Origin of the sequence: Pseudomonas sp. TH34 (assembly GCF_016650865.1) — a bacterium.
GTDB classification, from domain to species: Bacteria; Pseudomonadota; Gammaproteobacteria; order Pseudomonadales; family Pseudomonadaceae; genus Aquipseudomonas; species Aquipseudomonas yamanorum.
Map to the genome: position 1 here is coordinate 280,852 of NZ_JAEKFB010000020.1, position 23,936 is coordinate 304,787.

The 23,936-nt window shown below is 60.8% G+C and carries 24 protein-coding genes; 13 read left to right on the plus strand and 11 right to left on the minus strand.

Translation table 11 applies throughout. The features are described from left to right. Entirely contained in the window at window positions 1–726 is a 726-nt protein-coding gene (locus JFU58_RS14740) for a dienelactone hydrolase family protein (RefSeq protein WP_201141020.1), read from the plus strand. 110 nt (window positions 727–836) lie between these two features. On the opposite strand, the gene JFU58_RS14745 is transcribed toward JFU58_RS14740, so the two are convergent. Then, window positions 837–1,097, minus strand: coding sequence for a YebG family protein (locus tag JFU58_RS14745; RefSeq protein WP_003212789.1), 261 nt, complete (start codon window positions 1,095–1,097; stop codon window positions 837–839). A gap of 461 nt (window positions 1,098–1,558) precedes the next feature. Here JFU58_RS14745 and JFU58_RS14750 point away from each other — a divergent pair, with 461 nt between their 5' ends. Together JFU58_RS14750 and JFU58_RS14755 are read left to right on the plus strand one after the other, a co-directional pair. Then, the gene (locus JFU58_RS14750; protein ID WP_063033075.1) at window positions 1,559–1,894 is read left to right on the plus strand and encodes a DUF6124 family protein; all 336 of its coding nucleotides are present in this window, start codon (window positions 1,559–1,561) and stop codon (window positions 1,892–1,894) included. Window positions 1,895–2,177: 283 nt separating this feature from the next. Continuing rightward, complete coding sequence (locus JFU58_RS14755) at window positions 2,178–2,666, plus strand: phosphate-starvation-inducible protein PsiE (protein WP_063033074.1); 489 nt, start codon at window positions 2,178–2,180, stop codon at window positions 2,664–2,666. Here the strand turns inward: JFU58_RS14755 and JFU58_RS14760 are convergent. The 3 genes from JFU58_RS14760 to JFU58_RS14770 all read right to left on the minus strand — a co-directional run bounded on the left by JFU58_RS14760 (window position 2,663) and on the right by JFU58_RS14770 (window position 6,013). Then, window positions 2,663–2,980 carry a DUF3509 domain-containing protein gene (locus JFU58_RS14760; RefSeq protein ID WP_093201619.1) on the minus strand — a complete coding sequence of 106 codons (318 nt, stop codon included), beginning with the start codon at window positions 2,978–2,980 and terminating at the stop codon, window positions 2,663–2,665. The genes JFU58_RS14755 and JFU58_RS14760 overlap by 4 nt on opposite strands. Window positions 2,981–3,280: 300 nt before the next feature. Continuing rightward, complete coding sequence (locus tag JFU58_RS14765; RefSeq protein WP_201141021.1) at window positions 3,281–4,576, minus strand: serine/threonine transporter; 1,296 nt, start codon at window positions 4,574–4,576, stop codon at window positions 3,281–3,283. 60 nt (window positions 4,577–4,636) lie between these two features. After that, complete coding sequence (locus JFU58_RS14770) at window positions 4,637–6,013, minus strand: L-serine ammonia-lyase (RefSeq protein WP_201141022.1); 1,377 nt, start codon at window positions 6,011–6,013, stop codon at window positions 4,637–4,639. A gap of 137 nt (window positions 6,014–6,150) precedes the next feature. Here JFU58_RS14770 and JFU58_RS14775 point away from each other — a divergent pair, with 137 nt between their 5' ends. Continuing rightward, a complete protein-coding gene (locus JFU58_RS14775) occupies window positions 6,151–7,098 on the plus strand; it encodes a LysR substrate-binding domain-containing protein (protein ID WP_003212775.1) in 948 nt (315 codons plus the stop codon). A 211-nt stretch (window positions 7,099–7,309) separates the two neighbouring features. Then, a complete protein-coding gene (locus tag JFU58_RS14780; protein ID WP_010176952.1) occupies window positions 7,310–7,720 on the plus strand; it encodes an HPF/RaiA family ribosome-associated protein in 411 nt (136 codons plus the stop codon). 68 nt (window positions 7,721–7,788) lie between these two features. On the opposite strand, the gene JFU58_RS14785 is transcribed toward JFU58_RS14780, so the two are convergent. Beyond that, window positions 7,789–9,297, minus strand: coding sequence for an MFS transporter (locus JFU58_RS14785; RefSeq protein WP_201141023.1), 1,509 nt, complete (start codon window positions 9,295–9,297; stop codon window positions 7,789–7,791). A 104-nt stretch (window positions 9,298–9,401) separates the two neighbouring features. Here JFU58_RS14785 and JFU58_RS14790 point away from each other — a divergent pair, with 104 nt between their 5' ends. After that, window positions 9,402–10,274, plus strand: a complete 873-nt coding sequence (locus JFU58_RS14790) for a LysR family transcriptional regulator (RefSeq protein WP_093201605.1) — start codon at window positions 9,402–9,404, stop codon at window positions 10,272–10,274. Here the strand turns inward: JFU58_RS14790 and fecA are convergent, their stop codons facing one another. The 3 genes from fecA to JFU58_RS14805 form a co-directional block, all read right to left on the minus strand. Continuing rightward, window positions 10,275–12,620 (minus strand): TonB-dependent Fe(3+) dicitrate receptor FecA, encoded by a 2,346-nt coding sequence (gene fecA / locus JFU58_RS14795; protein ID WP_063033068.1) that lies wholly within the window; start codon window positions 12,618–12,620, stop codon window positions 10,275–10,277. 90 nt (window positions 12,621–12,710) lie between these two features. Continuing rightward, window positions 12,711–13,652 carry a FecR domain-containing protein gene (locus JFU58_RS14800; protein ID WP_093201600.1) on the minus strand — a complete coding sequence of 314 codons (942 nt, stop codon included), beginning with the start codon at window positions 13,650–13,652 and terminating at the stop codon, window positions 12,711–12,713. Then, entirely contained in the window at window positions 13,649–14,137 is a 489-nt protein-coding gene (locus JFU58_RS14805) for a sigma-70 family RNA polymerase sigma factor (protein ID WP_063033066.1), read from the minus strand. Before JFU58_RS14805 ends, JFU58_RS14800 begins: the two co-directional genes overlap by 4 nt. 159 nt (window positions 14,138–14,296) lie before the next feature. Between JFU58_RS14805 and JFU58_RS14810 the strand changes: the two genes are divergently transcribed. From JFU58_RS14810 to JFU58_RS14835, 6 genes are all read left to right on the plus strand, one after another. Next, a complete protein-coding gene (locus JFU58_RS14810; protein WP_201141024.1) occupies window positions 14,297–14,599 on the plus strand; it encodes a DUF3649 domain-containing protein in 303 nt (100 codons plus the stop codon). After that, entirely contained in the window at window positions 14,596–16,170 is a 1,575-nt protein-coding gene (locus tag JFU58_RS14815; RefSeq protein ID WP_201141026.1) for a PepSY-associated TM helix domain-containing protein, read from the plus strand. The genes JFU58_RS14810 and JFU58_RS14815 overlap by 4 nt, the downstream gene beginning before the upstream one ends. Continuing rightward, window positions 16,171–16,497, plus strand: a complete 327-nt coding sequence (locus JFU58_RS14820) for a DUF3325 domain-containing protein (RefSeq protein ID WP_201141027.1) — start codon at window positions 16,171–16,173, stop codon at window positions 16,495–16,497. It abuts the gene before it with no gap. Window positions 16,498–16,505: 8 nt separating this feature from the next. Continuing rightward, complete coding sequence (locus tag JFU58_RS14825) at window positions 16,506–17,069, plus strand: RNA polymerase sigma factor (protein ID WP_063033062.1); 564 nt, start codon at window positions 16,506–16,508, stop codon at window positions 17,067–17,069. After that, on the plus strand, window positions 17,066–18,055 hold the full coding sequence (locus JFU58_RS14830; protein WP_177070800.1) for a FecR family protein: 990 nt from the start codon (window positions 17,066–17,068) through the stop codon (window positions 18,053–18,055). The genes JFU58_RS14825 and JFU58_RS14830 overlap by 4 nt, the downstream gene beginning before the upstream one ends. A gap of 273 nt (window positions 18,056–18,328) precedes the next feature. After that, on the plus strand, window positions 18,329–20,569 hold the full coding sequence (locus tag JFU58_RS14835) for a TonB-dependent receptor (protein ID WP_201141028.1): 2,241 nt from the start codon (window positions 18,329–18,331) through the stop codon (window positions 20,567–20,569). Window positions 20,570–20,715: 146 nt separating this feature from the next. On the opposite strand, the gene JFU58_RS14840 is transcribed toward JFU58_RS14835, so the two are convergent. Beyond that, entirely contained in the window at window positions 20,716–21,066 is a 351-nt protein-coding gene (locus JFU58_RS14840; protein ID WP_201141029.1) for a glutaredoxin family protein, read from the minus strand. Beyond that, the gene (gene yejK, locus JFU58_RS14845) at window positions 21,066–22,070 is read right to left on the minus strand and encodes a nucleoid-associated protein YejK (RefSeq protein WP_003212745.1); all 1,005 of its coding nucleotides are present in this window, start codon (window positions 22,068–22,070) and stop codon (window positions 21,066–21,068) included. Before yejK ends, JFU58_RS14840 begins: the two co-directional genes overlap by 1 nt. Before the next feature lie 397 nt (window positions 22,071–22,467). Here yejK and JFU58_RS14850 point away from each other — a divergent pair, with 397 nt between their 5' ends. Then, complete coding sequence (locus JFU58_RS14850) at window positions 22,468–22,749, plus strand: HU family DNA-binding protein (protein WP_017476062.1); 282 nt, start codon at window positions 22,468–22,470, stop codon at window positions 22,747–22,749. A 63-nt stretch (window positions 22,750–22,812) separates the two neighbouring features. Here JFU58_RS14850 and rlmF read toward each other — a convergent pair whose 3' ends face one another. Continuing rightward, window positions 22,813–23,835: a 23S rRNA (adenine(1618)-N(6))-methyltransferase RlmF gene (gene rlmF, locus JFU58_RS14855; protein WP_076017736.1), complete on the minus strand. Its 1,023-nt coding sequence runs from the start codon at window positions 23,833–23,835 to the stop codon at window positions 22,813–22,815. Window positions 23,836–23,936: the final 101 nt, after the last annotated feature.

Here is a 23,936-nt window from a genome sequence, read left to right on the forward strand (position 1 = left end):
ATGTCCAAACAAACAGCAGGGCGCTCCAGCGGGCGCATGATTACCTTCAATCGCCCGGATGGCGCGGACGTCAACGGCTACCTGGCCAGCCCGGCGGTACTCGAAGGCGCGCCGGCAATCGTGGTGATCCAGGAGTGGTGGGGCGTCAACGATCAGATAAAGGGCGTGGCCAATCGACTGGCCGAATGCGGCTACCGGGTGCTGGTGCCGGACCTTTATCGCGGCGCGTCGACGGTGGAAGAGGAGGAGGCTCATCACCTGATGGATGGGCTGGATTTTGGTGACGCGGTTTCCCAGGACATCAAGGGTGCTGTGCAGTACTTGCAGGCGGATTCGAAAAAAGTCGGCGTGACCGGTTACTGCATGGGTGGGGCGTTGACGTTGCTGGCGTTGAACGCAATTCCGGAATTGGCTGCGGGCGTGGTGTGGTACGGCTTCCCGCCGCTGGAATACCTGGATGCGTCGAAGATCAAGGCGCCGCTGATCGGGCACTGGGGTACGCAGGATGCCTTCTTCAACATCGACACCGTGGCGGAGCTGGAGTCGAAACTGCACGCAGCCGGTGTGGATGCGACCTTCCATCGTTACCTGGCGCGTCATGCGTTTGCCAACGAGACTGCGATTGGTGATGGCCGAATTGCGGATACGCAATACGATGCCGCCTGGTCGCAATTGGCGTGGGATCGGACGCTGACGTTCTTCGGCAAGACCTTGTGGCAGGCATAAAACACGCTTTACCAGCCTGCACATAACCCTTGTGGCGAGGGAGCAAGCTCCCTCGCCACAAGCAAGCGCCCTCGGCCACAGCAAGCCCTTTCGCCACTACTGGCAATGCATCACTCAGCCGCTGGCTGCCCAATCTCCGCCAATGCACTCGCATTGTTCTTGAACGCCGCCGCAAACGCCGCGCGGTTCTTGGCCATGAAAATACCGGCATCTTCAGCCTGCTTCTCGCTCAAGCCCTCGACGTTTTTCAACAGCACTTCCATCAGGGACTCTGCCAGTTCAAGCATCTGGTCGTGTGCGTCGGCAAGTTTGCGATCCACGAATGTAGTCTCCAGGTCACGGGTACTGCGATACAGGGTTTCAACAGCCATTTTTCGGCCTCGTCATCGGTGCAGTATTGAAGGGAGTTGCCCTTGGTTCGGGTGTCGCCAAGCGTTCTCGCGACTACTGTATTTATATACAGCTAAAAGCATAAGCCAATCCATGGGCTTTGGGTAGTGGCTTTTTAATGTAGTTGGAATCCGGGGGTTTGCAGCAAGATAAATTTCTGACAACTTGCCGGGGTTGCGCCGGTTTCGTCCGTTCGCTTACCTTCCTCGGGCGCTGCAAATGCAGCGAACGGGCTTGGCGGCTCGGTATTAAGATGGCTCAACGGCTCCCCGATAAGATGCAGACGTTCAACGTTCGCACTCCTATGTTATGGCGGGTTGCGCAAGGACCCTTCGGGGTGCTGGGTTTCTTCTTACCGGTCCGCCAACCTTGTGTAATCCGTCACCCAATCTGCTTGGCGGCAGACGGTGGTGGTTTCCCTTCCATTAAGAAGATATTCACCATGAAAAAGATTACCCCAAGTCCCCCTTACGATTCACACACTGACACCCGTCTTCAAGCCGCAGCCAACCGCGCCATTGATCACTATCTGCGCCCTGAAACACCTGAACCACCTCCCGAACCCTCCTCGATTCTTTTCAGCGTTACGCCCAATGCCGACACGGAAACGTTACTCGCCAACGCCAGCGAAACCTTGAACAGTGCCCGTGAAATGGCCTGTAGCCTGGCTTTTGAGCTTGAGGGCCCACAGCGAAGTTTGCTTCTGGCGATCCACCAACTGCTCGAAATGAGTGGTTTATTGGTCGATCAAGCGTTGGATCAAGTCGCCCCGACCTGACCTGAATCCCCCGGTCACTTGGATCGTTCCCACGCTCTGCGTGGGAATGCATACCGTGACGCTCCGCGTCACCTCTACCCGAAACCATGGGGCATGGGACGCGGAGCGTCCGGGGCGGCATTCCCACGCAGAGCGTGGGAACGATCATCGAGTAGCAAGATAAGTGCCTCATATCACCCCGCCACCATCTCACTTCCTGTTCCCTGGCCTTTTTTCTGCATGCAGAGAAACCGTCACGTCCAACCCGCATTATCCGGTCGAGCCGACCTAAGGAAGCATCATCGTGAAAATCAACTGGGCTGAAAACCTGCGCAAGACCGTGCACCAACTGGCCGAGTCCTTGGGAAATCTGTTCGTCGAGACCTTCCACTACCTGGCGTTGTTCGCCATTGGTGCGGTGACCGCCTATGCCGCGGTGATGGAATTTCTGGGGATGCTGGAAACGGGGCACATCAAGATCGATGACATCTTGCTGCTGTTCATCTACTTGGAGCTGGGGGCGATGGTCGGGATTTATTTCAAGACCAACCACATGCCCGTGCGCTTCCTGATCTACGTGGCGATCACTGCGCTGACGCGCCTGCTGATTTCCAACGTCTCCCACCACAACCCGCCCGACCTCGGCATCATCTACCTGTGCGGTGGGATCCTGCTGTTGGCGTTCGCGATTCTGGTGGTGCGGTATGCCTCGTCGGCATTTCCGTCGGTGAAGGTCGAAGGCCCGCGCCGCAAAGGGCAAGCGAGCCTTGAAACAGAGAAAGGCGAGCTTTAAAGCACGGCACTCAGTGGCGGCCGGTTGACCGGCGGCCGCTGCAACACTTTGTGGCTATCCCCGTCGGTCATCACCGCTAATATCTCAATGGCGCTGTGCCCCTGCTCAATCGCAATCCCGAATTGCACGCTCTGCACCAGCCGTTTCAGGCGCTGCGGGTCGTTGCGTTGTTCGGCGCTGATCATGCGTTTGGCCACGACGCCGTCTTCATCGGACAGGGTCAGCATGATGCTGCCGTCCAGCCGCTGGATGCTTAAATTGACCCGGTATTTCGGGGCGAAGGTGTCGGTGATGATCTGAAAAGGGTTGTCCATGGTGCGTTACCGCCTGATAAGAACATGCAGTCATTGACGACCGGTGTCGGGATTAGTTCGCGTTTCCTGACCACCGGCCATTCGCTCGCTGAGGTTTTCACAAGGTCCGTTTTCCTCAGTAGCTGTACAGCAAAGGGCGTGCCGTACAGCAATCTGCCTGCCATCGAATGACCCTTGTGGGAGCGGGCTTGCTCGCGAATGCGGTGTGTCAGCCAATGAATACTCGGCTGAAGGACCGCTTTCGCGAGCAAGCCCGCTCCCACATTGGATTGGCGGTGTTTTTGCGCGCGGTGATCCGTTTCAGGGCATGACCGAAAAAACGATCGCAGACAGCGCAATCAAGCCGATCAACACCACAAACACGTTGGACGCCTGGCCCGAGTACTGGCGCAAGGATGGCACCTGGCGGATGGCGTACATCGGCATCAGGAACAACAGGCAAGCGATGATCGGCCCGCCCATGGTTTCGATCATGCCGAGGATGCTCGGGTTGAAGGTGGCCACGGCCCAGCAGGTGAGCACCATGAACAGCGCGGTGCAGCGCTCCAGCCACTTGGCCGATATGCTGCGGTTGCGCCCGCGCAGGGATTTGACGATCAGGCCCTGGAAGCCTTCGCTGGCGCCGATGTAGTGGCCCAGGAAGGATTTGGTGATTGCCACCAGCGCGATCAACGGCGCGGCGTAGGCGATGACCGGGGTCTGGAAGTGGTTCGCCAGGTACGACAGGATCGAGATGTTCTGCGCCTTGGCGGCGGCCAGGTCAGCCGGCGACAGGGCCAGCACGCAGCTGAAGCAGAAGAACATCACCGTCAGCACCATCATGCTGTGGGCCATGGCCAGGATGCCGCTGCTTTTGCGCTCGGCTTGCGGGCCGTACACGCGTTTCTGGTCGACGGCAAAGGCGGAAATGATCGGCGAGTGGTTGAAGGAAAACACCATCACCGGGATTGCCAGCCATAAGGTCTTGAAGAACGCCGGCAGCGGCATGCCTTCGCTGGCGGAGGCGAAGAAGGCGCCGTTCCAGTTGGGGATCAGGCTCACCGCCAACAGCAACAGGGCGGCGACGAACGGGTACACCAGCACGCTCATGGCCTTGACGATAACGCCTTGGCCGCATCGCACGATGGCCATCAGGCCGAGGATCAGCACCAGCGACAGGATCGCCCGGGGCGGCGGCGCCATGTGCAGTTGGTGTTCCATAAAGCTGGTCAGGGTGTTGGTCAGCGCCACGCTGTACACCAGCAAAATCGGGAAGATCGCGAAGAAGTACAGCAAGGTGATCAGCTTGCCGGCGCCGATGCCGAAGTGTTCTTCCACCACGTCGGTGATGTCGCCGGATTTGCCCGACAACACAAAGCGCGTCAGCCCACGGTGAGCGAAGAAGGTCATCGGGAAGGCCAGCAGCGCCAGCACGATCAACGGCCAGAAGCCGCCCACGCCGGCGTTGATCGGCAGGAACAGGGTGCCGGCACCGATGGCGGTGCCGTAGAGGCCGAGCATCCAGGTGGTGTCGTGTTTGTTCCAGCCTTGTGTAACGGTGGTCTGCGTCAGGTCTACAGCGGGATTTTCGGCAGCAGGTGTACGTACATCGGTCATCGTTATTGCCTCGTTATTATTTTTGCGCGGGCTCACGTTGGGGCGGCAGGAGTGCTCCGATCAGCACTCCACCCAGCTGACCGCCAGGCCGCCCCGTGAAGTTTCTTTGTATTTGTCGTGCATGTCGGCGCCGGTGTCGCGCATGGTGCGGATCACCCGGTCCAGGGAGATGAAGTGTTTGCCGTCGCCGCGCAGGGCCATTTGCGTGGCGTTGATCGCCTTGACCGCAGCGATGGCGTTGCGCTCGATGCAGGGCACCTGGACCAGCCCGCCGACCGGGTCGCAGGTCAGGCCCAGGTTGTGTTCCAGGCCGATTTCGGCGGCGTTTTCCAGTTGCTCCGGGGATGCGCCGAGCACGTCCGCAAGGCCGGCAGCGGCCATGGCGCAGGCGGAACCCACTTCGCCCTGGCAGCCGACTTCGGCGCCGGAGATCGAGGCGTTTTTCTTGCAGAGGATGCCGACGGCGGCGGCAGCCAGGAAGAAATTCACCACGTCATCGTCGGACGCGTCCGGGTTGAACTTCATGTAGTAGTGCAGCACCGCCGGGATGATTCCCGCTGCGCCATTGGTTGGCGCGGTGACCATGCGACCACCGGCAGCGTTTTCTTCGTTGACGGCGAGGGCGAACAGGTTGACCCATTCCATCGCCGACAAAGTCGACGTGATGACGTTGGGCTTGCCGATTTCCAACAGGCTGCGGTGCAATTTCGCCGCGCGCCGTGGCACATCCAGACCGCCGGGCAAGATGCCTTCGTGGCGCAGGCCTTGCTCAACGCATTCGCGCATCACCGACCAGATATGCAGCAGGCCGCTGCGGATCTCGGCGTCACTGCGCCAGGCCCGTTCGTTGGCCATCATCAGTTCGGAAACCCGCAGGCCGTGCTTGTTGCACAAGGCCAGCAGTTCGACGGCGCTGGAGAAGTCGTAAGGCAATTGCACTTCGCTGGTCGGCGCGATACCGGATTCAGCTTCCGCCGCTTCGATGATGAAACCGCCGCCCACCGAGTAGTACGTCTGCTCGCTCAACAGGCCGTTTTCGCCGTAGGCATGCAGGGACATGGCGTTGGGGTGGTAGGGCAGGCTTTCGTCCAGCAGCAGGAGGTCGTGTTGCCAGTTGAAGGCAATCGGCTTGCGGCCGCCGAGCAGCAGTTGGCCGGACTCACGCAATTGCTGAATGCGTGGGCCAATGCTGGTGGGGTCGATGCTGTCTGGCCATTCGCCCATCAGGCCCATCACGCAGGCGCGGTCGGTGGCGTGGCCGACACCGGTAGCGGACAGAGAGCCGTACAAACGGACTTCTACCCGACGGGTTTCGTCGAGCAATTGCTGGTCGTTTAGCCCCTGGACGAAGGTCGCCGCCGCCCGCATCGGGCCGACGGTATGGGAGCTGGAAGGACCAATGCCCACTTTGAATAGATCGAAAACACTGATAGCCATGCTAAACCCTTACAAGCAATGGAGTAGGAATCGCTGCCATCTTTTGTAGGACAAGCGGAATTGGCGCGATACTGAGCCTCTGGATCGGCACTGACCAACGAATTATCCTAAGACACCCTTTAGCAGGACTAAACCCTATGGCTCGCCCGCTTCATGGCCAGACTTACGTCTGGTTGCACGTTTTTTCCTGCGCGGCTCGGCATTTGTCGTTCACCCGCTGCGCCGAGGAACTGCACATCACCCCGGGCGCGGTCAGCCAGCAAATTCGCCAGTTGGAGGAGCGGCTGGGCTTTCGCCTGTTCCATCGGCGCGCACGCGGGGTTGAGCTGAGCGCAGAGGGCCAGCGGTTGGCGATCACCGTGGGCGAGGCCTATGGCAGCATCGATGCCGAGTTGCAGCGCCTGGATGCCGGGATGATCAGCGGCACCTTGCGCTTGCGCTCGATCCCGTCGTTTCTCGGCAAATGGCTGACCCCGCGCTTGCCGCGTTTGCAGCAGCGGTTCCCGGACATCCAGCTGCGCATGGTCGCCGAAGACAGCAGCGTTGCCCTGCATGAGGGCGACTTTGACCTGGCCATCGACCTGAACGATGGCAGCTACCCCGGATTGTTATCCACAGCCCTGCTGGATGAGCAGATCTTCCCGGTGTGCGCTCCGAGCCTGTTGCGCGGGCGACCGCCGCTGCATGGCCCCGCCGACCTGGTGCATTTCCCGCTGCTGCACGACATTACCGCCTGGCGTGGGAGTTATGAGTACGCGGAGTGGGAGTTCTACCTGAATGCCATCGGCTACGACGCCGCCGACGTACGGCGTGGGCATACCTTCAACCGCAACCATCTGACCATCGAGGCGGCGATTGCCGGCATGGGCGTGGCGATTGCCCGGCGAACCTTGCTCAATGACGAACTGGAGCGCGGAACCTTGATCGTGCCGTTCGGCCTCGCCGTACCCAATCACAAACGTTACGTGCTGCTGTACGCACCAGGCGCGCTGAGCCATCCGGGCGTGCGGGCGGTGCATGACTGGCTGGTGGAGGAAGCGGAGATTTTTCGCGGATTGCACCCGTTGGGAGAGGGGCAATTGTAAGGAAGTTGGCGGTAAGAAGATGTAACCAACTCCCCACCCTAACAGCGTTTTTGGTTGTAGTCAGGGTTAATTTGTAATGTGGGATTTATCTTTGCAAAGGGGTTGAAATGTTCCTCGGTCTGCTCAATTGTGTAATCAGGAGGTCATGGTTTTCACCCATCCGGTGAAGCAGGAATGGCCTTCCGCGAGCTAGCTGAAATAAGGGAAAACTATGCAAATCCAAGTCAATAGCGATAACCATATTGAAAGCAGCATCCGACTGGAGGAGTGGGTACGTACCACCATTGAGAGCACGCTCGAACGTTATGAAGAAGATCTGACCCGCGTCGAGGTTTACCTGCGGGACGAGAACGGTGACAAGCCCGGTCCACACGATCTGAGTTGCCGACTGGAAGCACGGCCAAAAGGCCATCAACCGATTTCGGTCCTCCATAAAGCCGATACGCTGGAACAGGCGATCGATGGCGCCGCTACCAAGCTGGAGCATGCCCTGGAGCATCTGTACGGCAAACTGCGCGGCAAACCACGCGCCGCGGGTCAAAGCCTGCCCAATACCAAGGCCGACGAGGCTGAGCTTGAAGAGGAATTCCTGGAAAACGAACAGGCTGCGCTTAACGGCTGATAGCTGATACTTTTTCAACCCCACTGAAAACGGGCCTGCAGATGCAGGCCCGTTTTTCGTTTAAAGCCTCAGCGCGGGCTGCGCCGGAAAAAACAGGCGCTCAAGGCCGACAGTGCGCACGCGCCCAAGCCTGCGTACAACATGGCCCAACCGGCACCGTTGCGTAGCGCGGCCTGGGCAATCAACGAGCCCTGCGGCAACACCTCCAGCTTGCCGGCGGCGATGTCCTGGCTGAGGGTGGCCAATTGCGCGGTGTCGGGCAATACGCCCGCCAGGTAGTGAGCGATCCCGAGTATCAACACCAACCCCATCAGCGCGATGTTGAGTGCGAGTGTGATCAGCCGTGCACTGAAGTCGATGCCCGAGGCCATCCCCGCGCGGTCGGATGAAACTGAGCCGGTGGTGGTGTTGGTGGTGGGCGAGTTGGTAAACGCCAAGCCGCTGCCGGCAATCCCACAGGCGATCAGGATCGATACCACACTGGGCTGGCCGCTACGGTTGATCGCGGCCATGGCGACAAACCCCACGCCCATCAGGCCCAGGCCCAACGGAATGATGCGTTCGGCGCCGTAGCGCAGGGCCAGGCGTTCAGCGAGTGGCGGTACCACCAGTGTGGGCAGGGTGTAGGCGAGCAGGGCGAGCCCGGTGAGCATCGTGTCGTAGCCCAGGCCGGCCTGGAAATACAGCGGCAGGTAGATCATGAAGGGCCAGAAGCTGAAGTTCATGCCGATCGAGCCCATCAGCGCGCCGTTGAAGCGCGGGATGCGAAACACCGAGAAGTCGAACATCGGATGTGGGCTGCGCCGCTCGACGACCCCGAACAACAGCAGGCTGGCCACCGACAATCCGGCCCAACCGAGCATCGCCGGGGTGGCGAAGCCGCTCTCGGTGCCCTGGGTGATGAAGTAAACCAGGGCGAACACCGCCAGGGTCAGGGTGGCCATACCGGCGATATCGAGGCGATGGGCCGCCGGGTCGCGGGACTCCTGCACGCTGATGCGCAGCAATACCAGGGTGAACAAGGTCAGCGGCACATGCACCAGGAACACCCAGCGCCAATCCGCGACTGCCAGGATCAACGCCCCCACCATCGGCCCGAAGCCCAGGCCCACACCGGCAATCACACCCCAGATGGCAAAGGCTCGCGCCCGGGCCGCCGGCTCGCGGAACTGGTGCGAAAGGATCGCGAACTGGCAGATCATCATCGCCCCGCCACCCACGCCCTGGACAAAACGCGCCGCGATCAGCGTGGACGCATCGTTCGCCAGCCCACAAGCCAGCGAAGCCAGCCCGAATACCCACAGGCACAGCACCAGCATGCGCCGCCGGCCAAAGCGATCGGCCAATGTGCCCGCCGCCATCAGCACGCTGGTGCAGGCCAGGGTGTAGGCATTCATGATCCATTGGGCGTCCTGGAAGCCGGTGCCCAGTTGCTGTTCGAGGGTGGGCAGGATGACCGGCACGCTGGAAATCTCCAGCCCGAACATCAGCGCCACCAGGCACACGGCGGTGAGCGCCAGGCCGTCTCTGGCGGTACGCGGCGGGTTGATGGCGGATACAACGGCGTCGGATGACATGGCCTCTTCCTTTCGATGGGGGAAGATGTCATTTTCACGGGAATCTTATTCTTTATTAGCGATACTTATTCCTGCAATAAGGGAATTTAGGGCGACAAACGACTATGGCCACTCCGCGTTTTGATGGTGTTGAACTGTTTTTGCAGATCGTCGAGAGCGGCAATCTGACGGAGGCCGCCGAACGGCTGAACCTCACGCGTTCGGCGGTTGGCAAAGGCCTGGCGCGCCTGGAGGCGCGGTTGGGCACGTCCTTGTTGCAACGCTCTACCCGGCGCCAGCGTCTAACCGAGGACGGGCAGGCCTATTACGAGCATTGCCTGCGTGCGCTGGCGGAACTGGAAGCCGCCGAATCCGTGCTGGAAAGTGGCCGTCAGCAGCCACGCGGACGGTTAAGGGCCAGCTTGCCTTTGGCGTTCGGTCATCACTATGCGGCGCCGGCGTTGTGGGGGCTGATGGACCATTTTCCGCAACTGGAGATCGAGATTTCCTTCTCCGATCGATTGATCGACTTGGCTCAGGAAGGCTTCGACCTGGCAGTGCGCATCGGCGCATTGCCCGACACCGACCGCTTGAGCGCAAGGCGCCTGGGGGAGCAGGCGATTGCCCTGGCGGCGTCACCCGCCTACCTGCAGCGCACCAGTCGAATCGAATCCATCGCGGACCTCGCCGGGCATCGGGGCATTGCCTACCGCAGCAATGCCCCGCACCGCGAGCGGGTCGCCTCGCCGTTGATCCTCGATGACCTGCAGGCCGTGGCCGATGCCGCCATCGCCGGGGTCGGCCTGGCCTGGTTGCCCAGCTGGCTGATCGCCCACTACGTACTGCGTGGGCAACTGCAGGCGGTATTGCCGGACCACCGCGAGCAACCGATGCCGATCCATGTCATCTGGCCCACGGCGACGCACATGCCGGCCAAGACCCGGTGCGCCATCGACGCGTTGGTGGCCGGCACACCGTCGTGCCTGGCGGGTAGTTGATCAGAACGCGATGGACGTCTGCACATACAGCGTGCGCGGCTCGCCGACGTATTTGCCCTTGTTGTTATCGTCAAACGAGCGGGTGTAGTACTGCTTGTTGAAGATGTTTTTCACACCGACCGCCACGTTCAAATCCGACAGCTGCGGGCCAAAGTCATACGCCGCGCGGCTGCTGAACAGCATGTAGCCAGGAATGCGTCCGGTGCTGCCGTCAGCGCTTTCCGCTTCCGTGTTGGCGTTGTCGGCGAACTGGCTGCTCTGGTAGCTGCTGTCCACATTCAACTTCCAGCGACCTTCGGTGTAACCCACGCCCAGGGTGCCTTTGTGCTTGGAGGAGAAGGGCACGCGGTTGCCTTTGTTCGGGCCGTCTTCGCGGATGGTGGCGTCGACATAGGCGTAAGTGGCGTACACATCAAAACCCGCCAGGGCCGGGCTCAAGCCGTCGAGGGCATAGTTGATGCTGGACTCGATGCCCTGGTGACGGGTTTCGCCACGGGCGATCACCGTGTCGTTGGTCTGGTTACTGTCGTACTGATTGTCGAAGTTGATCAGGAACGCGCCGATTTCAGCCCGCAGGGTGCCGTTGTCGTAACGGGTGCCGAGCTCCCAGGTGCGGGCTTTTTCCGGCTTCACTTCGCCGCTGGTCACGCGGTTGGGCATCTGGCTGTATTGCACGCTGCCGAATGAACCTTCGGTGTTGGCGTAGAGGTTCCAGTCATCGGTCAGGTGGTAGAGCACGTTCAACGCCGGCAGGGCGGTATTGTAGTCACCCTTGTATTTGACGTTGCTGAGGTTGTTGGTCTGCTGAGACTCGATCATCTCGTAGCGGATGCCCGGAGTGATGGTCCATTTGCCGATATCAATCCGGTCATCGACGAAGAACGCATTGGCTTCGGTGCTGCCCCGGGTGTCGCGGTCGTTGCGGCTGTCGGTGGTGGGCAGTTGCTGATTGGCGGTAATTGGCGTGCGGTAGCGCATTTCGTGGCCGGCTTCGTTGATGTAGCGGTAGCCCACGCCGACTTCGTGGCTGGTGGGGCCGAGGTCGAAGCCTTGGGCGAAACGGGTTTCCAGGCCGCGCACCCAGTACTCGCGAGGCGACAGGGAGAGGAAGTTGCCCTGGTCCAGGTAACCGCTGCGCAGCGTGGTGGTGAAGAAGCTGTTGACGGTGAATTCCCGGCGATCTTCCTGGTAGCGGTAACCGGCGTTGAACATCGTGCGGCGACCCCAGAACTGGTCGTAGGGGCGGGTGGATTGATACGGGTCGGCTTTGTAGGCCGCGGTACTCAAGCCGCCGGGCATATCGGCTTTACCTTCGTAGTACTGCGCCATGGCGTTGAAGCTGTTGGCGTCGTCCAGCTGGTATTTGCCCTTGAGGATCAGGTCGTCGATGCGGGTGTCGCTGTTTTCGCGCCAGTCACCGCCCCGGGTGCCGGAATACAGGATGGCACCGCCCAGGCCGTTGTCTGCGGTGCCGCCCGCCAGCAGGTTGCCGGTGGTCTTGAAGCCATCGTGGCTGGAAGACGGGCTGGTTTCGGTCTGCAAGCCGCCTTTCACCGTTGGCGCATCGGGAATCGCGCGGGTGACGAAGTTGACGATGCCGCCGACGTTCTGTGGGCCATAACGCACCGCGCCGCCGCCGCGCACCACGTCCACCGCGTCCATGTTGCCCATGCTGATGGGCGCGAACGACAGCTGCGGCTGGCCATACGGTGCAAACGGCACCGGGATACCGTCCATCAATACGGTGGAGCGCGAGGCCAGGCGTGGGTTGAGCCCGCGAATACCGAAGTTCAGCGCCATGTCGTGGCTGCCGGTGCCGTTGTTTTCCGGGGCGTTGACCCCGGGAATGCGGTTGAGCACATCGCGGGCCTGGGTGGCGCCCTGGCGTTCGAATTCTTCGCGGCGGATCACGTCCCGGGCGCCCGGGTGTTCGAAAACGTTGGTTTGCGCCGCGTCCCCCAGCCAGTCGCCGACCACATTGGAAGTGCCCAATTCGAGGGTGGCCGGAGCATTCGCCGGTTGCAGGCTGAAGGCATTGTTGCCCTCGGCGCGGGCTTGCAGGCCGGTGCCTTTGAGCAACGCATTCAAGCCTTCTTCAGCGGTGTAGTTGCCCGACAGGCCGTGGCTTTGCACGCCGGCGGTCACATCGGAGCCAAATGAAATCAGCACGCCGGCTTCACGGCCAAATTGGTTCAACGCCGCTTCAAGTGACGTAGGGGCGATGCGGTAGGGCTTGGCATCGGCCGCCATTACGTAGGGCACGGCGCTGAAACTGAGGCTGGCCCCCAGCAACAAGTGGCGCAGGGTGCGGGCGAGGGGCGTCAGGCGAGTCGGTTGCTGGGGCATGAAGTGCGGTCCTGAGAAGGAAGGGTCAAGGTGGCTTTCCTTCTCTGTCACGCGAGGTGCGGAAAACGGCTCACGGTTTTTGAAAATAATTCAGGCACGGGCTTCGACGGTGACCCAGTAGCGGGTAAATCGCCGGACCTTGACCGGCAGGCTGACTTGCAGCAGGTCCAGGATTCGCTCGCTGTCGTCCAGCGGGTAGCTGCCGGAAATCAGCAGGTTGGCCACTTGCGGGTCGCAGTTGAGCTGGCCGCGACGATAACGGCTCAGTTCGGCGAGGAAATCTTCCAGGCGCATGTGGGCCGCCACCAGCATGCCATCGGCCCAGGCACCGCTGCCGGCATCGGTGGGGCGTGCGGTGTCCCAGCCTTTGCGGGTGAAATTGACCTGATGGGCTTTGTCAACGGAGAGCGGCAAACCGCTATAGGTGTTGGGCATGACGTCGACGTGCCCGTCGAACACTGCCAATAGGGTGTGATCATTGAACTGCCGCACGTTCAGCCGTGCCGCCTGGGCGCTGAGCAGGCCCTGGGCGGTGACGATCCGCAGCGGGCTGTTGCCGGTTTTGGCGGTCAGCTGGATTTCGCCTTCGAGCAGGCGGATCAAGCGTTGCTGACCCTCAAAATGTACATCCACCGCACTGCCGGTGTTGAGCTGCAACTGGCTGCCATCGGCCAGCTGGAACGTGCGCCGCTGGCCGATGGGGCTGCGGTAGTCGGCACTCAACGGCGGCAGGATATGTTGCTGGCGCAAACCCCAGGCCGCTGCCGACCCGGCGCCGAGTATCAGCAACAACTTCAGGGCCTGGCGGCGACTGTTGGATTTCGGTGCATTCAAGGCCGCGTGAGCCAGGGGTGATGGCATCCCGCGCAACCGCTGGTTCACTCGCTGGATTTGCTCCCAGGCCCGCTGATGTTCGCTATGGGCGTCCAGCCATTGTTGCCAGGCCGCCTGTTTGCGCGGGTTGAGTGGGCCCTGCTGCATTTCCAACAGCCAGTGCACCGCTTGTTCGGCGACTTGCGTTGAGAAATTCATAGGGCGAAGTAGCAGCGCATCGCTGCTTTATTCAGGTGGCGCTTGACCGTGGCGATGGAGATCCCCAGTTCCGCTCCGATTTGCGCGTAGGTCAGGCCGTCGAGCTGGGCCAGCAGGAACGCGCGTTTAACCAGGGGCGCCAAGCCATCCAGCAACTGGTCCAGCTCCATCAGGGTTTGCAGGATGATTGCCCGCTCTTCTTCCGACGGTGCCGTGTACTCGGGCATTTGCGCCAGGGCGTCGAGGTAGGCGCGCTCCAGGTCCTGGCGGCGGTAATGGTTGAACAGCACACGCTTGGCGATGGTGGTGAGGAAGGCGCGGGGTTCGATCAGCGTCGGGGTTTCCCGTGCGGTGAGCACGCGAATGAAGGTGTCCTGGGCCAGGTCGGCGGCACTTTCCGGGCAGCCGAGCTTGCGTCGCAACCAGCCGGTCAGCCAGTGGTGATGGTCGTGGTACAGGACTTCAACAGTATTGGACGGCTGCAACGCGCACACTCCGGCAGCATGGGCATGCTTTAGAGAACAAGAATTGTTCTCATTGTAGGGCGCATAGGCGGGTTCGGCAATTACCAGTGATGCGTTCTCTTTTGCTTATGAGAACCTTTATCATTAATATTGCGCGCTAACGAACCTGGCGCCTTGTGCATGAAACGCAAAACCTCACTTCCCGTTTCCTACCGTCTTGCCGTGACTTCGCGGGTACTGGCGGCTGTGGTCGGCGGTTACCTGCTGGCGTCCCTGGCCAGCGTCTGCATGACGTTGTGGTTGCCCACCAGCCGCGCCGATGCAGTGATCAGCGGCATGCTGAGTTCGTTTGTGTTCTATCTGCTGGCGGTGATCTGGTGTTTTGCCTGCCGCACTGCCTGGCGTGCCTGGTTCGGCGTGTTGCTGCCCAGCGCGATGCTGGCCACGTTCGCCGGGTTGACGTACTGGATGGCACGCACATGAAAGAGGGCTTCCGTCAGGCCATGGCCTGGTTGCACACCTGGGCCGGGCTGATCTTTGGCTGGCTGCTGTTTGCGATTTTCCTGACGGGCACCTTGTCCTATTTCAAGGACGAAATTACCCATTGGATGCAGCCCGAAGTGCAGGCGCATCCCGTCGACAACGCCCGTAGCCTGGCCGCCGCCCAAACCTATCTGCAACAACAGGCGCCCAATGCCGCGCGGTGGTTTATCACCTTGCCAAGCAGCCGGGAGCCGGGCCTGTCGGTGATGTGGCAAGACAAGGTCGACCCGGGCAAACGCGGCAATTTCATCGAAAAACTCATCGATCCCGTCAGCGGCGAGCAGATCCAGGCCCGGGAAAGCATGGGCGGCGAATTCTTCTATCGCTTCCACTTCCAGCTGCAAATGCCCTATCCGTGGGGCCGCTGGCTGTCGACCATCGCCGCGATGGTGATGTTCGTGGCGCTGATCACCGGGATCATCACCCACAAGAAAATCTTCAAGGACTTCTTCACCTTCCGCCCGCGCAAGGGCCAGCGCTCCTGGCTCGACGGGCACAACGCCGTGGGCGTGCTGGTGTTGCCATTTCACTTGATGATCACCTACAGCAGCCTGGTGATTTTCATGAGCATGGTGATGCCGGCGAGCATTCTCGCCTCTTACGGCAACGACACCCGTGCGTTCTTCAATGATGTGTTCCCGGCCACCGACAACGCGCCAGCCCTTGGCCAACCCGGGCAGCTGTTGCCGCTGGGGCCGATGTACGAGCAGGCGCGTGAGCAATGGGCCGGTGGGCATGTCGGACGGCTGGTGGTGAATAATCCCAGCGATGTGAACGCCTCGGTCAATGTATTCCGCGCCGGGTCGGATCGAGTGGTGCACGACTTTGGCAGCACTGTCTCATTCAACGGCACCACCGGCGAGCTGCTGCGGGTCAGCGGCGAGCAGTCGCTGCCGGCGGCAATTAGTGGCAGCTTCTACGGTTTGCACATGGGCCACTTCGCCGGCCCGGTATTGCGCTGGCTGTATTTCATCTGCGGCCTGGCGGGCACCGCAATGATCGGTACCGGACTGGTGATGTGGCTGGGTAAGCGCCAGCTCAAGCACGCCAAAACCGGTGTGATGCCCTTTGAGCTGCGGTTGGTGGAAGTGCTGAATATCGCCAGTATGTCCGGCTTGATGATTGCCATCGCTGCATTCTTCTGGGCCAACCGCCTGTTACCGGCAAGCTTTGCCGGGCGCTCGGACTGGGAAGTACACGCCTTCTTTATTGCCTGGGGCTTGAGCGTTCTGCATGCGATTGTCCGCCAGGGGCGCCGCGGCTGGGTTGAGCAATTGAGCGTGGGCGCGCTGCTGTTTATTGGCGTACCGGTGCTCAACGCGCTGACCACGTCCCAGCATTTGGGGGTGTCCCTGGCCAACGGCGATTGGGCGATGGCCGGCTTCGACCTGACGTGCCTGGGCAGCGGCGTGTTCCTCGCCTGGGCTGCCTGGAAAATGCAGCACCGCCGTGTCCCTCAGCCCAAGGCCGAACGCGCCCGTCCGTTGACCCTCAAGGGCGAGGTGAACTGAATGCTCCTGGCGCTACTGCTGTGTTACGCAGGGTTTAGCGCGTTGTGCCTGTCCATGGACCGGCACCATGGCGAACTGCTGCACAGTAAACCCACGCCCCGTCGGCGTCTGGGTTTGCGCGTGGGCGGCTGGTTGCTGTTGATCGTCTCGATCTGGCCGGTGGTGCTCGCGACGGGTTGGAGCCAGGGCCTGGTGGAGTGGTGCGCGGTGCTGATGCTCAGCGGGTTGCTGCTGGTGTTGCTGTTGCCGTATCGGCCAAGGCTGGCCTTGATCCTGGCGGGCGTCGGCCTGCTGGCCAGTCCGGTTGCGGCCTTCGCAACCCTTTGAGTCCACCGTTGATGATCACCACGCCTCCCGAACATCAAGAGCAGCACGCAGACGCGGCAGGCGGCCGTGCGCATTTCCTGCAGGTGTTCCTGTCCCAGCGTTCGCAGATGGAAGCGTTGGTCAGTCGCCGGGTGGGTTGCCGTGCGACGGCGGCAGACCTGGTGCAGGATTTGTTCCTGCGCTTCTGGCGCCGGCCACTGGTACAGGTCGAGGAACTCAGCACTTACCTGCTGCGCTGCGCCGGCAATATCGCCATCGACCACCTGCGCAGCGAAGGCGCCCGGGTGCGCAGCAGTGAAGGGTGGCTGCCGGAACAGCAGGATAACCAGGGCTCCGAGCCCCAGGCCGCGCTGGAGGCGGGCAATGATCTGCGCCATGTCGAAGCGGCCCTGCGCAGCTTGCCGGAACGTACCCGGCAGATTTTCCTGCTCAACCGCATCCATGGCCGCAAGTACGCGGAGATCGCCAAGGCCATGGGCCTGTCCCAAAGTGCCGTGGAAAAACATATGATGCGTGCCCTCGAAGCCTGCAAGGCCAGCCTTCGTGAACCATCGCCAAGGAAAGCCCCGTGAACGCCACTGCCCGCGTCACCCCGACGCCCGACCAGGAACAGGCCGCACTGGCCTGGCTGAGTTTGTTGCACGACCAGCCCAGCAGTGGCGACCAGGCCACGTTCAGCCATTGGCTGCGGGCTGATCCGGCGCATGTCGAGGCCTACGCCCAGGCCCAGGTGCTGTGGGAATTGAGTGAAGTACCGGCCAGAGCGTTGGCGGATGAGGATGCCCTGGCGTTGCAGGGTTACTTGAGCGCGATGAATACCTCGAAACGCTCCAGCGTGCGGCGCTGGTCTGGCGCCCTGGCCATGGCCGCCTGCCTGATGCTGATGATCTCGATGGGCGCCGGCTGGCAGCCGTCGCGCTGGGTCGATGATTTCGGCGCGGATTACGTCACCGCGCCGGGTGAGGTGAAGACCGTGACCCTGGCCGATCAAAGCCAGGTCACCCTGGACGCCGACAGCGCCATTGCGGTGGATTTCAGCCATGGTGAGCGCCATATCCAACTTCGGCGTGGCGCCGGCTTTTTCAGTGTGACCCACACGGGCGAGTCCTTCGTGGTCGAAGCTGGTAGCGGTGAAGCACGGGTGCTGGGCACGCAGTTTGAGGTGCGCCTGCAACCGGCAGGTGCGCAGGTGACGGTGTTGTCCGGCCGGGTTGGCGTTACGCCGTCGAAGTATGGTCAGCAGCAGATTCTGACGGCCGGCCAGCAAGTGGCTTACGCCGATGGTGTCGCCGATGAGGTGCACGCGGTCGACAGCGAGTCGCGCCTGGCCTGGCGCGATGGCTGGCTCAATTACTACAAGGCGCCCCTAGCCGACGTAGTGCAAGACCTCGGCCGCTACTATCCCGGTCGTATTCTTCTGCTCAATGACAACCTCGCCGCTCGGCGTGTCAGTGGCAGTTTCCCGAGCAAGGATCCCCAGGCGGTGCTCAATGCGCTGCAGGCCGTGTTGGGGTTTGAACAGCACACGCTGCTCGGTCGGATGATCGTATTGCGCTAGGTACAGAGCGCTACGCTGCAATAGCGTAGCGCTGTCATTACTTGCACCTTCCTTCCTCGAAGATCCCCATGCCTCGGCACATCGGTGTCCGTAGACCTTTCATTTAACCTTCATCGCAATCGCCAAAACCTGTAACCAAATCGTTACGTGATGCACGGATGATCCTCGGATTCCTGAGCAGGTGGTCAGGAAGATTGGCGGCGCTGTTCACCCAGCCAAAACCGCCAATACCTCCCCCATAACAACAGATAGATGCATGTAAGGGATCTACTCGTGACCTACAACAAACTCTATGCCCTGCTTTTAGCATCGGGCCTGGGCGGCTTTGCGCCGCTGGTTCTGGCAGACGACTCCCAGGATGTCGGTTCGGTGCACGTCGCCGGCGAACGTACCCTGGGCAACGGCCACATGATTCAGGAAGAAAGCGCCAAGGCCCGGTCCACCGTGACCAAGGAAGCCATGGACGAAATGTCCCCGACGGCCAACGCCATCGACAAGCTCAAGTACACCCCGGGCATCAACGTATCCAACGATGACGCCAGCGGCATGAGCGGCACCAGCTTCACCATGCGCGGCATGAACTCCGACCAGGTCGGGGTTTCCATGGACGGCGTGCCGATCAACGACTCCGGCAGCTATGGCGTGTACGCCAACCAGTTGGGCGATCCGGAAAACGTCGGCGAAGTGTTTGTCACCCAGGGCTCCTCCGAAGCGGACGGCCCGCACATCGGCTCCAGCGGCGGCAATATCGGCATGGTCACGATCCGGCCGACCAAAGAGCCAGGCTTGTTCGTCAAACAATCCATCGGCTCGAACAACCTGACAAAGTCCTTCGCACGGCTCAACACCGGCGACCTGGGCGGCTTCAAGACCTGGGTCTCGGCCTCTCACACCGAAGGCGACAAGTGGCGCGGCAAGGGCACTGTGCGCGGTGACAAGGTGGAGTGGAGCACGCTGTTCGAAGACGACAATGGCAACTCCAGCAACTTCACCATGAAGTACAACAAGCAGGAAAACTACAACTACAACACCCTGAGCAAGGCCCAGTTCCAACAACAGGGGCGGCGCCTGGATTACTCGGAAACCCCGGTCTACAAAAACGGCTTGCTGTCGTCTTCCTACAAGCTCAACCGCAACCCCTTCGAAAGTGTCATGACCACCTTCACCCAGCGCTGGCGCCTGCGTGATGACCTGGCCCTGACGGTTGCGCCTTACTACTACTGGGGCAACGGCGGCAGTTTCAGCGGCCAGACCGCGACCAACCTGGGGCCGAAGTCCGACAAGGCCGGTAACTACGACCTGGGTAACCTCCAGTCCGCCAACTACTACCGGCCGTCGTGGACCGAAACCTGGCGCCCTGGCGTCACGGTCAAAATGAAATGGGACATCAACGAGGAACACAGCTTGGATTACGGTTACTGGTACGAGCGCGCTCGCCAGCGCCAGACCCAGCCGTATATCGGGATCAACAGCGAAGGTGCACCCGACGACATCTGGGGTGATTACAACAGCGGCGGCCAGGTGGTCGACAAGAACGGCAAGACCGTCCAGGGCCGCCACCAGTACACCGTGACCCCGGCCCAGAAACTGTGGGTGCAGGACAGCTGGCAAGCCACGCCAGACCTGAGTTTTGTCGGCGGGCTGGCCTACCAGTACGTCGAGCGTGACGGCGACAACCTGGGCAGCCTGTACGACAAGCCGGAAAAGCGTAACGCCCGTTACCATCAGTTCCTGCCGAACTTCAGTGCCAAGTACCAGGTCGACGAGAGCAACCAGGCGTTCTACAACGTCACCCGCAACATGCGCACCCCGCAGAACTACGTGCTGTACAACAAGGGTGACTCCCTTAACCTCAACCCCGAGTTGAGCTGGAACCAGGAACTGGGCTGGCGCTACACCGAAGAAAAAATGGCGCTGAGCGCCACCCTGTTCTACATCACCTTCAAGGATCGCCAGCTGTCGACCACCGACTTGAACGGTGACTACGTGATGGCCAACGTCGGCGATGTGACCAACAAAGGCCTGGAGCTGGAGTGGAGCGGTCTGCTGCCTTACAACTTCAACTACTACGCGTCGTACACCTACACCAAGTCCGAGCAGCAGGACGACTTTGTCAGCAAGAACGTGTTGTTGCCGACCAAGGGCAACCAGTTGGCCAACGTGCCGGAAAACATGCTCAACCTGGTGTTTGGTTACGACGACAAGCGCTACTACGGCAACATTGCCGGCAAGTATGTCGGGGCGTTCTACGGCGATTTGACCAACAACGAGAAAATCTCCGGGCGCACCGTGTTCGACCTCAACGCCGGTATCTACCTGCCGGTGGACAAGAAGGTCTTCAAGTCGGCCGCGCTGCGCTTCTCGATGCTCAACGTGTTTGATAAGGAATACTTGAGCTCGGCACGCACCGTGTCGTTCAACTCGGCGCCGGTGAATGGCCTGGCGGCCAGCTCGGCGTATTACAACGTGGGTGAAGAGCGTACGGCGATGGTTTCCCTGGAGGCCAATTTCTAAGCCTCACACCTTTCTGTGTGGGAAGGGTTTTTTGTGGGAGCCGGGCTTGCCCGCGATGCAGGCGCCTCGGTCAGTCAGTTGCACTGAGGTGATGCTATCGCAGGCAAGCCAGCTCCCACACAAACCACACACTGGATCAGGCCGGCTTACTTCAGCGCGGCCATGATCGCTTCAGGGTTGTAATCGCGAATCAGCGCGCCATTCACGTCCACAAACGGAATCCCGCCGCCACCCAGCGCCTCGTACGCCTTGCGCGCCTGGGCGTCCTTCTCGATATCGAACGCCTGATAGGGAATCCCCTTGGAATCCAGAAAGCGCCGGATCTGTTTGCAGTAGCCGCACCACTCGGTGGAATACAGCACTACGCGCGCTGCCGCGCGTGTCTGCTCCGGCACCACCTGCGAGGGGTTGAACAGTCGCTCGATCTTGCCCCAGTTCTGGAAAACCACCACCACCAGCAACACCAGCAGGACTTTCTTCAGAACCCCGCCCAGCATCAGTTGCGACGCTTGAGCTGGTCGGTCAACTGGGTTGGCAGGCCCTTGATGATCAAGGTGCCGGCGGCTTCGTCGTATTCGATCTTGTCGCCCAGCAGGTGCGCTTCAAAGCTGATGGACAAGCCTTCGGCGCGCCCCGTGAAGCGACGGAACTGGTTCAGAGTGCGTTTATCTGCCGGGATTTCCGGCGACAGGCCGTAGTCCTTGTTGCGGATGTGATCGTAGAAGGCTTTTGGCCGATCTTCATCGATCAACCCAGACAGCTCTTCCAAGCCCATTGGCTCGCCGAGCTTGGCCTGGCTGCTGGCGTAGTCCACCAGGGTCTTGGTTTTCTCGCGGGCGGACTCGTCCGGCAAGTCTTCGCTTTCGACGAAGTCGCTGAAGGCCTTGAGCAGGGTGCGGGTCTCGCCCGGGCCGTCGACGCCTTCCTGGCAGCCGATAAAGTCGCGGAAGTACTCCGAGACTTTCTTGCCATTCTTGCCCTTGATAAAGGAGATGTACTGCTTGGACTGCTTGTTGTTCTGCCACTCGGACACGTTGATCCGCGCGGCGAGGTGCAGTTGGCCAAGGTCGAGGTGGCGTGACGGCGTCACGTCCAACTGATCGGTCACTGCCACGCCTTCACTGTGGTGCAGCAGGGCGATCGCCAGGTAATCGGTCATGCCCTGTTGATAGTGGGCAAACAGCACGTGGCCGCCGGTGGAGAGGTTGGACTCCTCCATCAGCTTCTGCAGGTGTTCCACCGCAATGCGGCTGAACGCGGTGAAATCCTTGCCGCCGTCGAAATATTCCTTCAACCAGCCACTGAACGGATGCGCGCCGGACTCGGCATGGAAAAAGCCCCAGGCCTTGCCTTGTTTGGCGTTGTAGCTCTCGTTGAGGTCGGCAAGCATGTTCTCGATCGCGGCCGACTCGGCAAGCTCGGAGTCGCGGGCATGGAGAACTGCGGGGGTGCCGTCGGGTTTTTTGTCGATCAGGTGGACGATGCAATGACGGATCGGCATGGGCTTCTCGGCTGGTTGAAGGGGAGTGGTCGGGCTCCCGGAAAAAGTCGCCAGTGTACCGCACCCGCTGGGGATGGCGCTGTTCGGAGGGCGTTTTGAGCGCTATCCGACGGGCCATATGCCTTTTTTTCACGGTTTAGAGCGATAAAGCTGACCAAATGGGTATGTTGAGGCGGATATTTCCCCGTCTCTGTGCTAGTTTTGCCCCGTCTTACGCGCAGTCTGGGCGTTAAGCGTGCATTCAGCATTTGTCAGGTCGAACCAAACCCGGTTTCAGGTATCTATAACCCCGATCTTCGTGGTTATAGCCCTTGGGTGCCAGGCCTTGATGGCAGGGCTCGATGGCTGACACTGCACTCTGCAATCCAAATGAATTTGATAGGGAAGGAACACCACAATGGCTATTACTAAAGACCAACTGATCGCTGATCTGGCTGAATCCACTGGCGCCACCAAAGTTCAAGTGCGTGCAGTGATTGAACAACTGAGCCAGATCGTTGCTGATCAGCTGGAAAACGGCGGCGAAATCACTCTGCCAGGCGTTGGCAAACTGAAAGTGACCGAGCGTCCTGCCCGTACTGGCCGTAACCCTTCGACTGGCGCTGCCATCGAAATCGCTGCCAAGAAAGTTATCAAGCTGGTTGTGGCAAAAAGCCTGACCGACGCTGTTAACAAGTAAGACGCAGCAAAAAAACCGTGCTCCGGAGCGATCCGGGCACGGTTTTTTGTTGCCTGCGATTTATCAGTCTTTACGCGCCCAACGCTGGCGCCACACCTGTTGTTCGCTCGGGGTCTGGAAAGTCCAGGCGACGAAGCGGCTTTGCTTCTGGCCCTGGGACATCTCCACCACCTGGCTTTCCAGTACACCGGCCTTTTTCAGCGCAGTCTGGATCGCCGGCAGGTTTGAGGCCTTCGACACCAAGGTGCTGAACCACAGCACTTTGTGCTGGAAATGCGCGCTTTCAGCGATTAGCTGCGTCACAAACCGCGCTTCACCGCCTTCACACCACAATTCCGCCGACTGGCCACCGAAGTTCAGTACCGGCAACTTGCGCTTCGGATCAGCCTTGCCCAGTGCGCGCCATTTGCGTTCGCTGCCCTTGGTCGCTTCATCCATGGAGGCGTGGAAGGGCGGGTTGCACATGGTCAGGTCAAAACGCTCGCCCGGCTCCAGCAGGCCCAGCAGGATCTGCTTGGGATTGGTTTGCTGGCGCAGCTGGATGGCCTTGTTCAGCCCGTTGGACTGCACGATCGCCTTGGCGGCAGCCACGGCCGTCGGGTCGACTTCCGAACCGAGGAAATTCCAGCGGTACTCGCTGTAGCCGATCAACGGGTAGACGCAGTTGGCGCCCATGCCGATGTCGAGCACCTTCACCGGCGCGCCACGGGGAATCACGCCTTCGTTGACGCTGGCCAGCAGGTCGGCGAGGAAGTGCACGTAGTCGGCACGGCCCGGGACCGGTGGGCACAGGTAATCAGCCGGGATGTCCCAGTGATTGATGCCGTAGAACGCCTTGAGCAACGCCCGGTTGAACACCCGCACCGCGTCGGGGCTGGCGAAATCGATGCTTTCCTTGCCGTACGGGTTGATGATCACGAATTGCGCCAGTTCCGGCGTGGTCTTGATCAGCGCCTGGAAGTCGTAACGGCCCTGGTGGCGGTTACGCGGATGCAAGGTGGCCTCTTTGCGCGGAACGACGGGCTTGGCCGGCGTGGTGGATTTAGGCTTCTTGCGCGGTGCTTTGGGTGTGCTGGGGGCGGTCATGGGCTGCGTCGATTCTGCGTTTGTTTCAAAAGTGGCGGGTATTGTCACACATAAATCGGACTCCCAAATTGGTATGTGGTGTTGAAAAGTACCTCGAATTG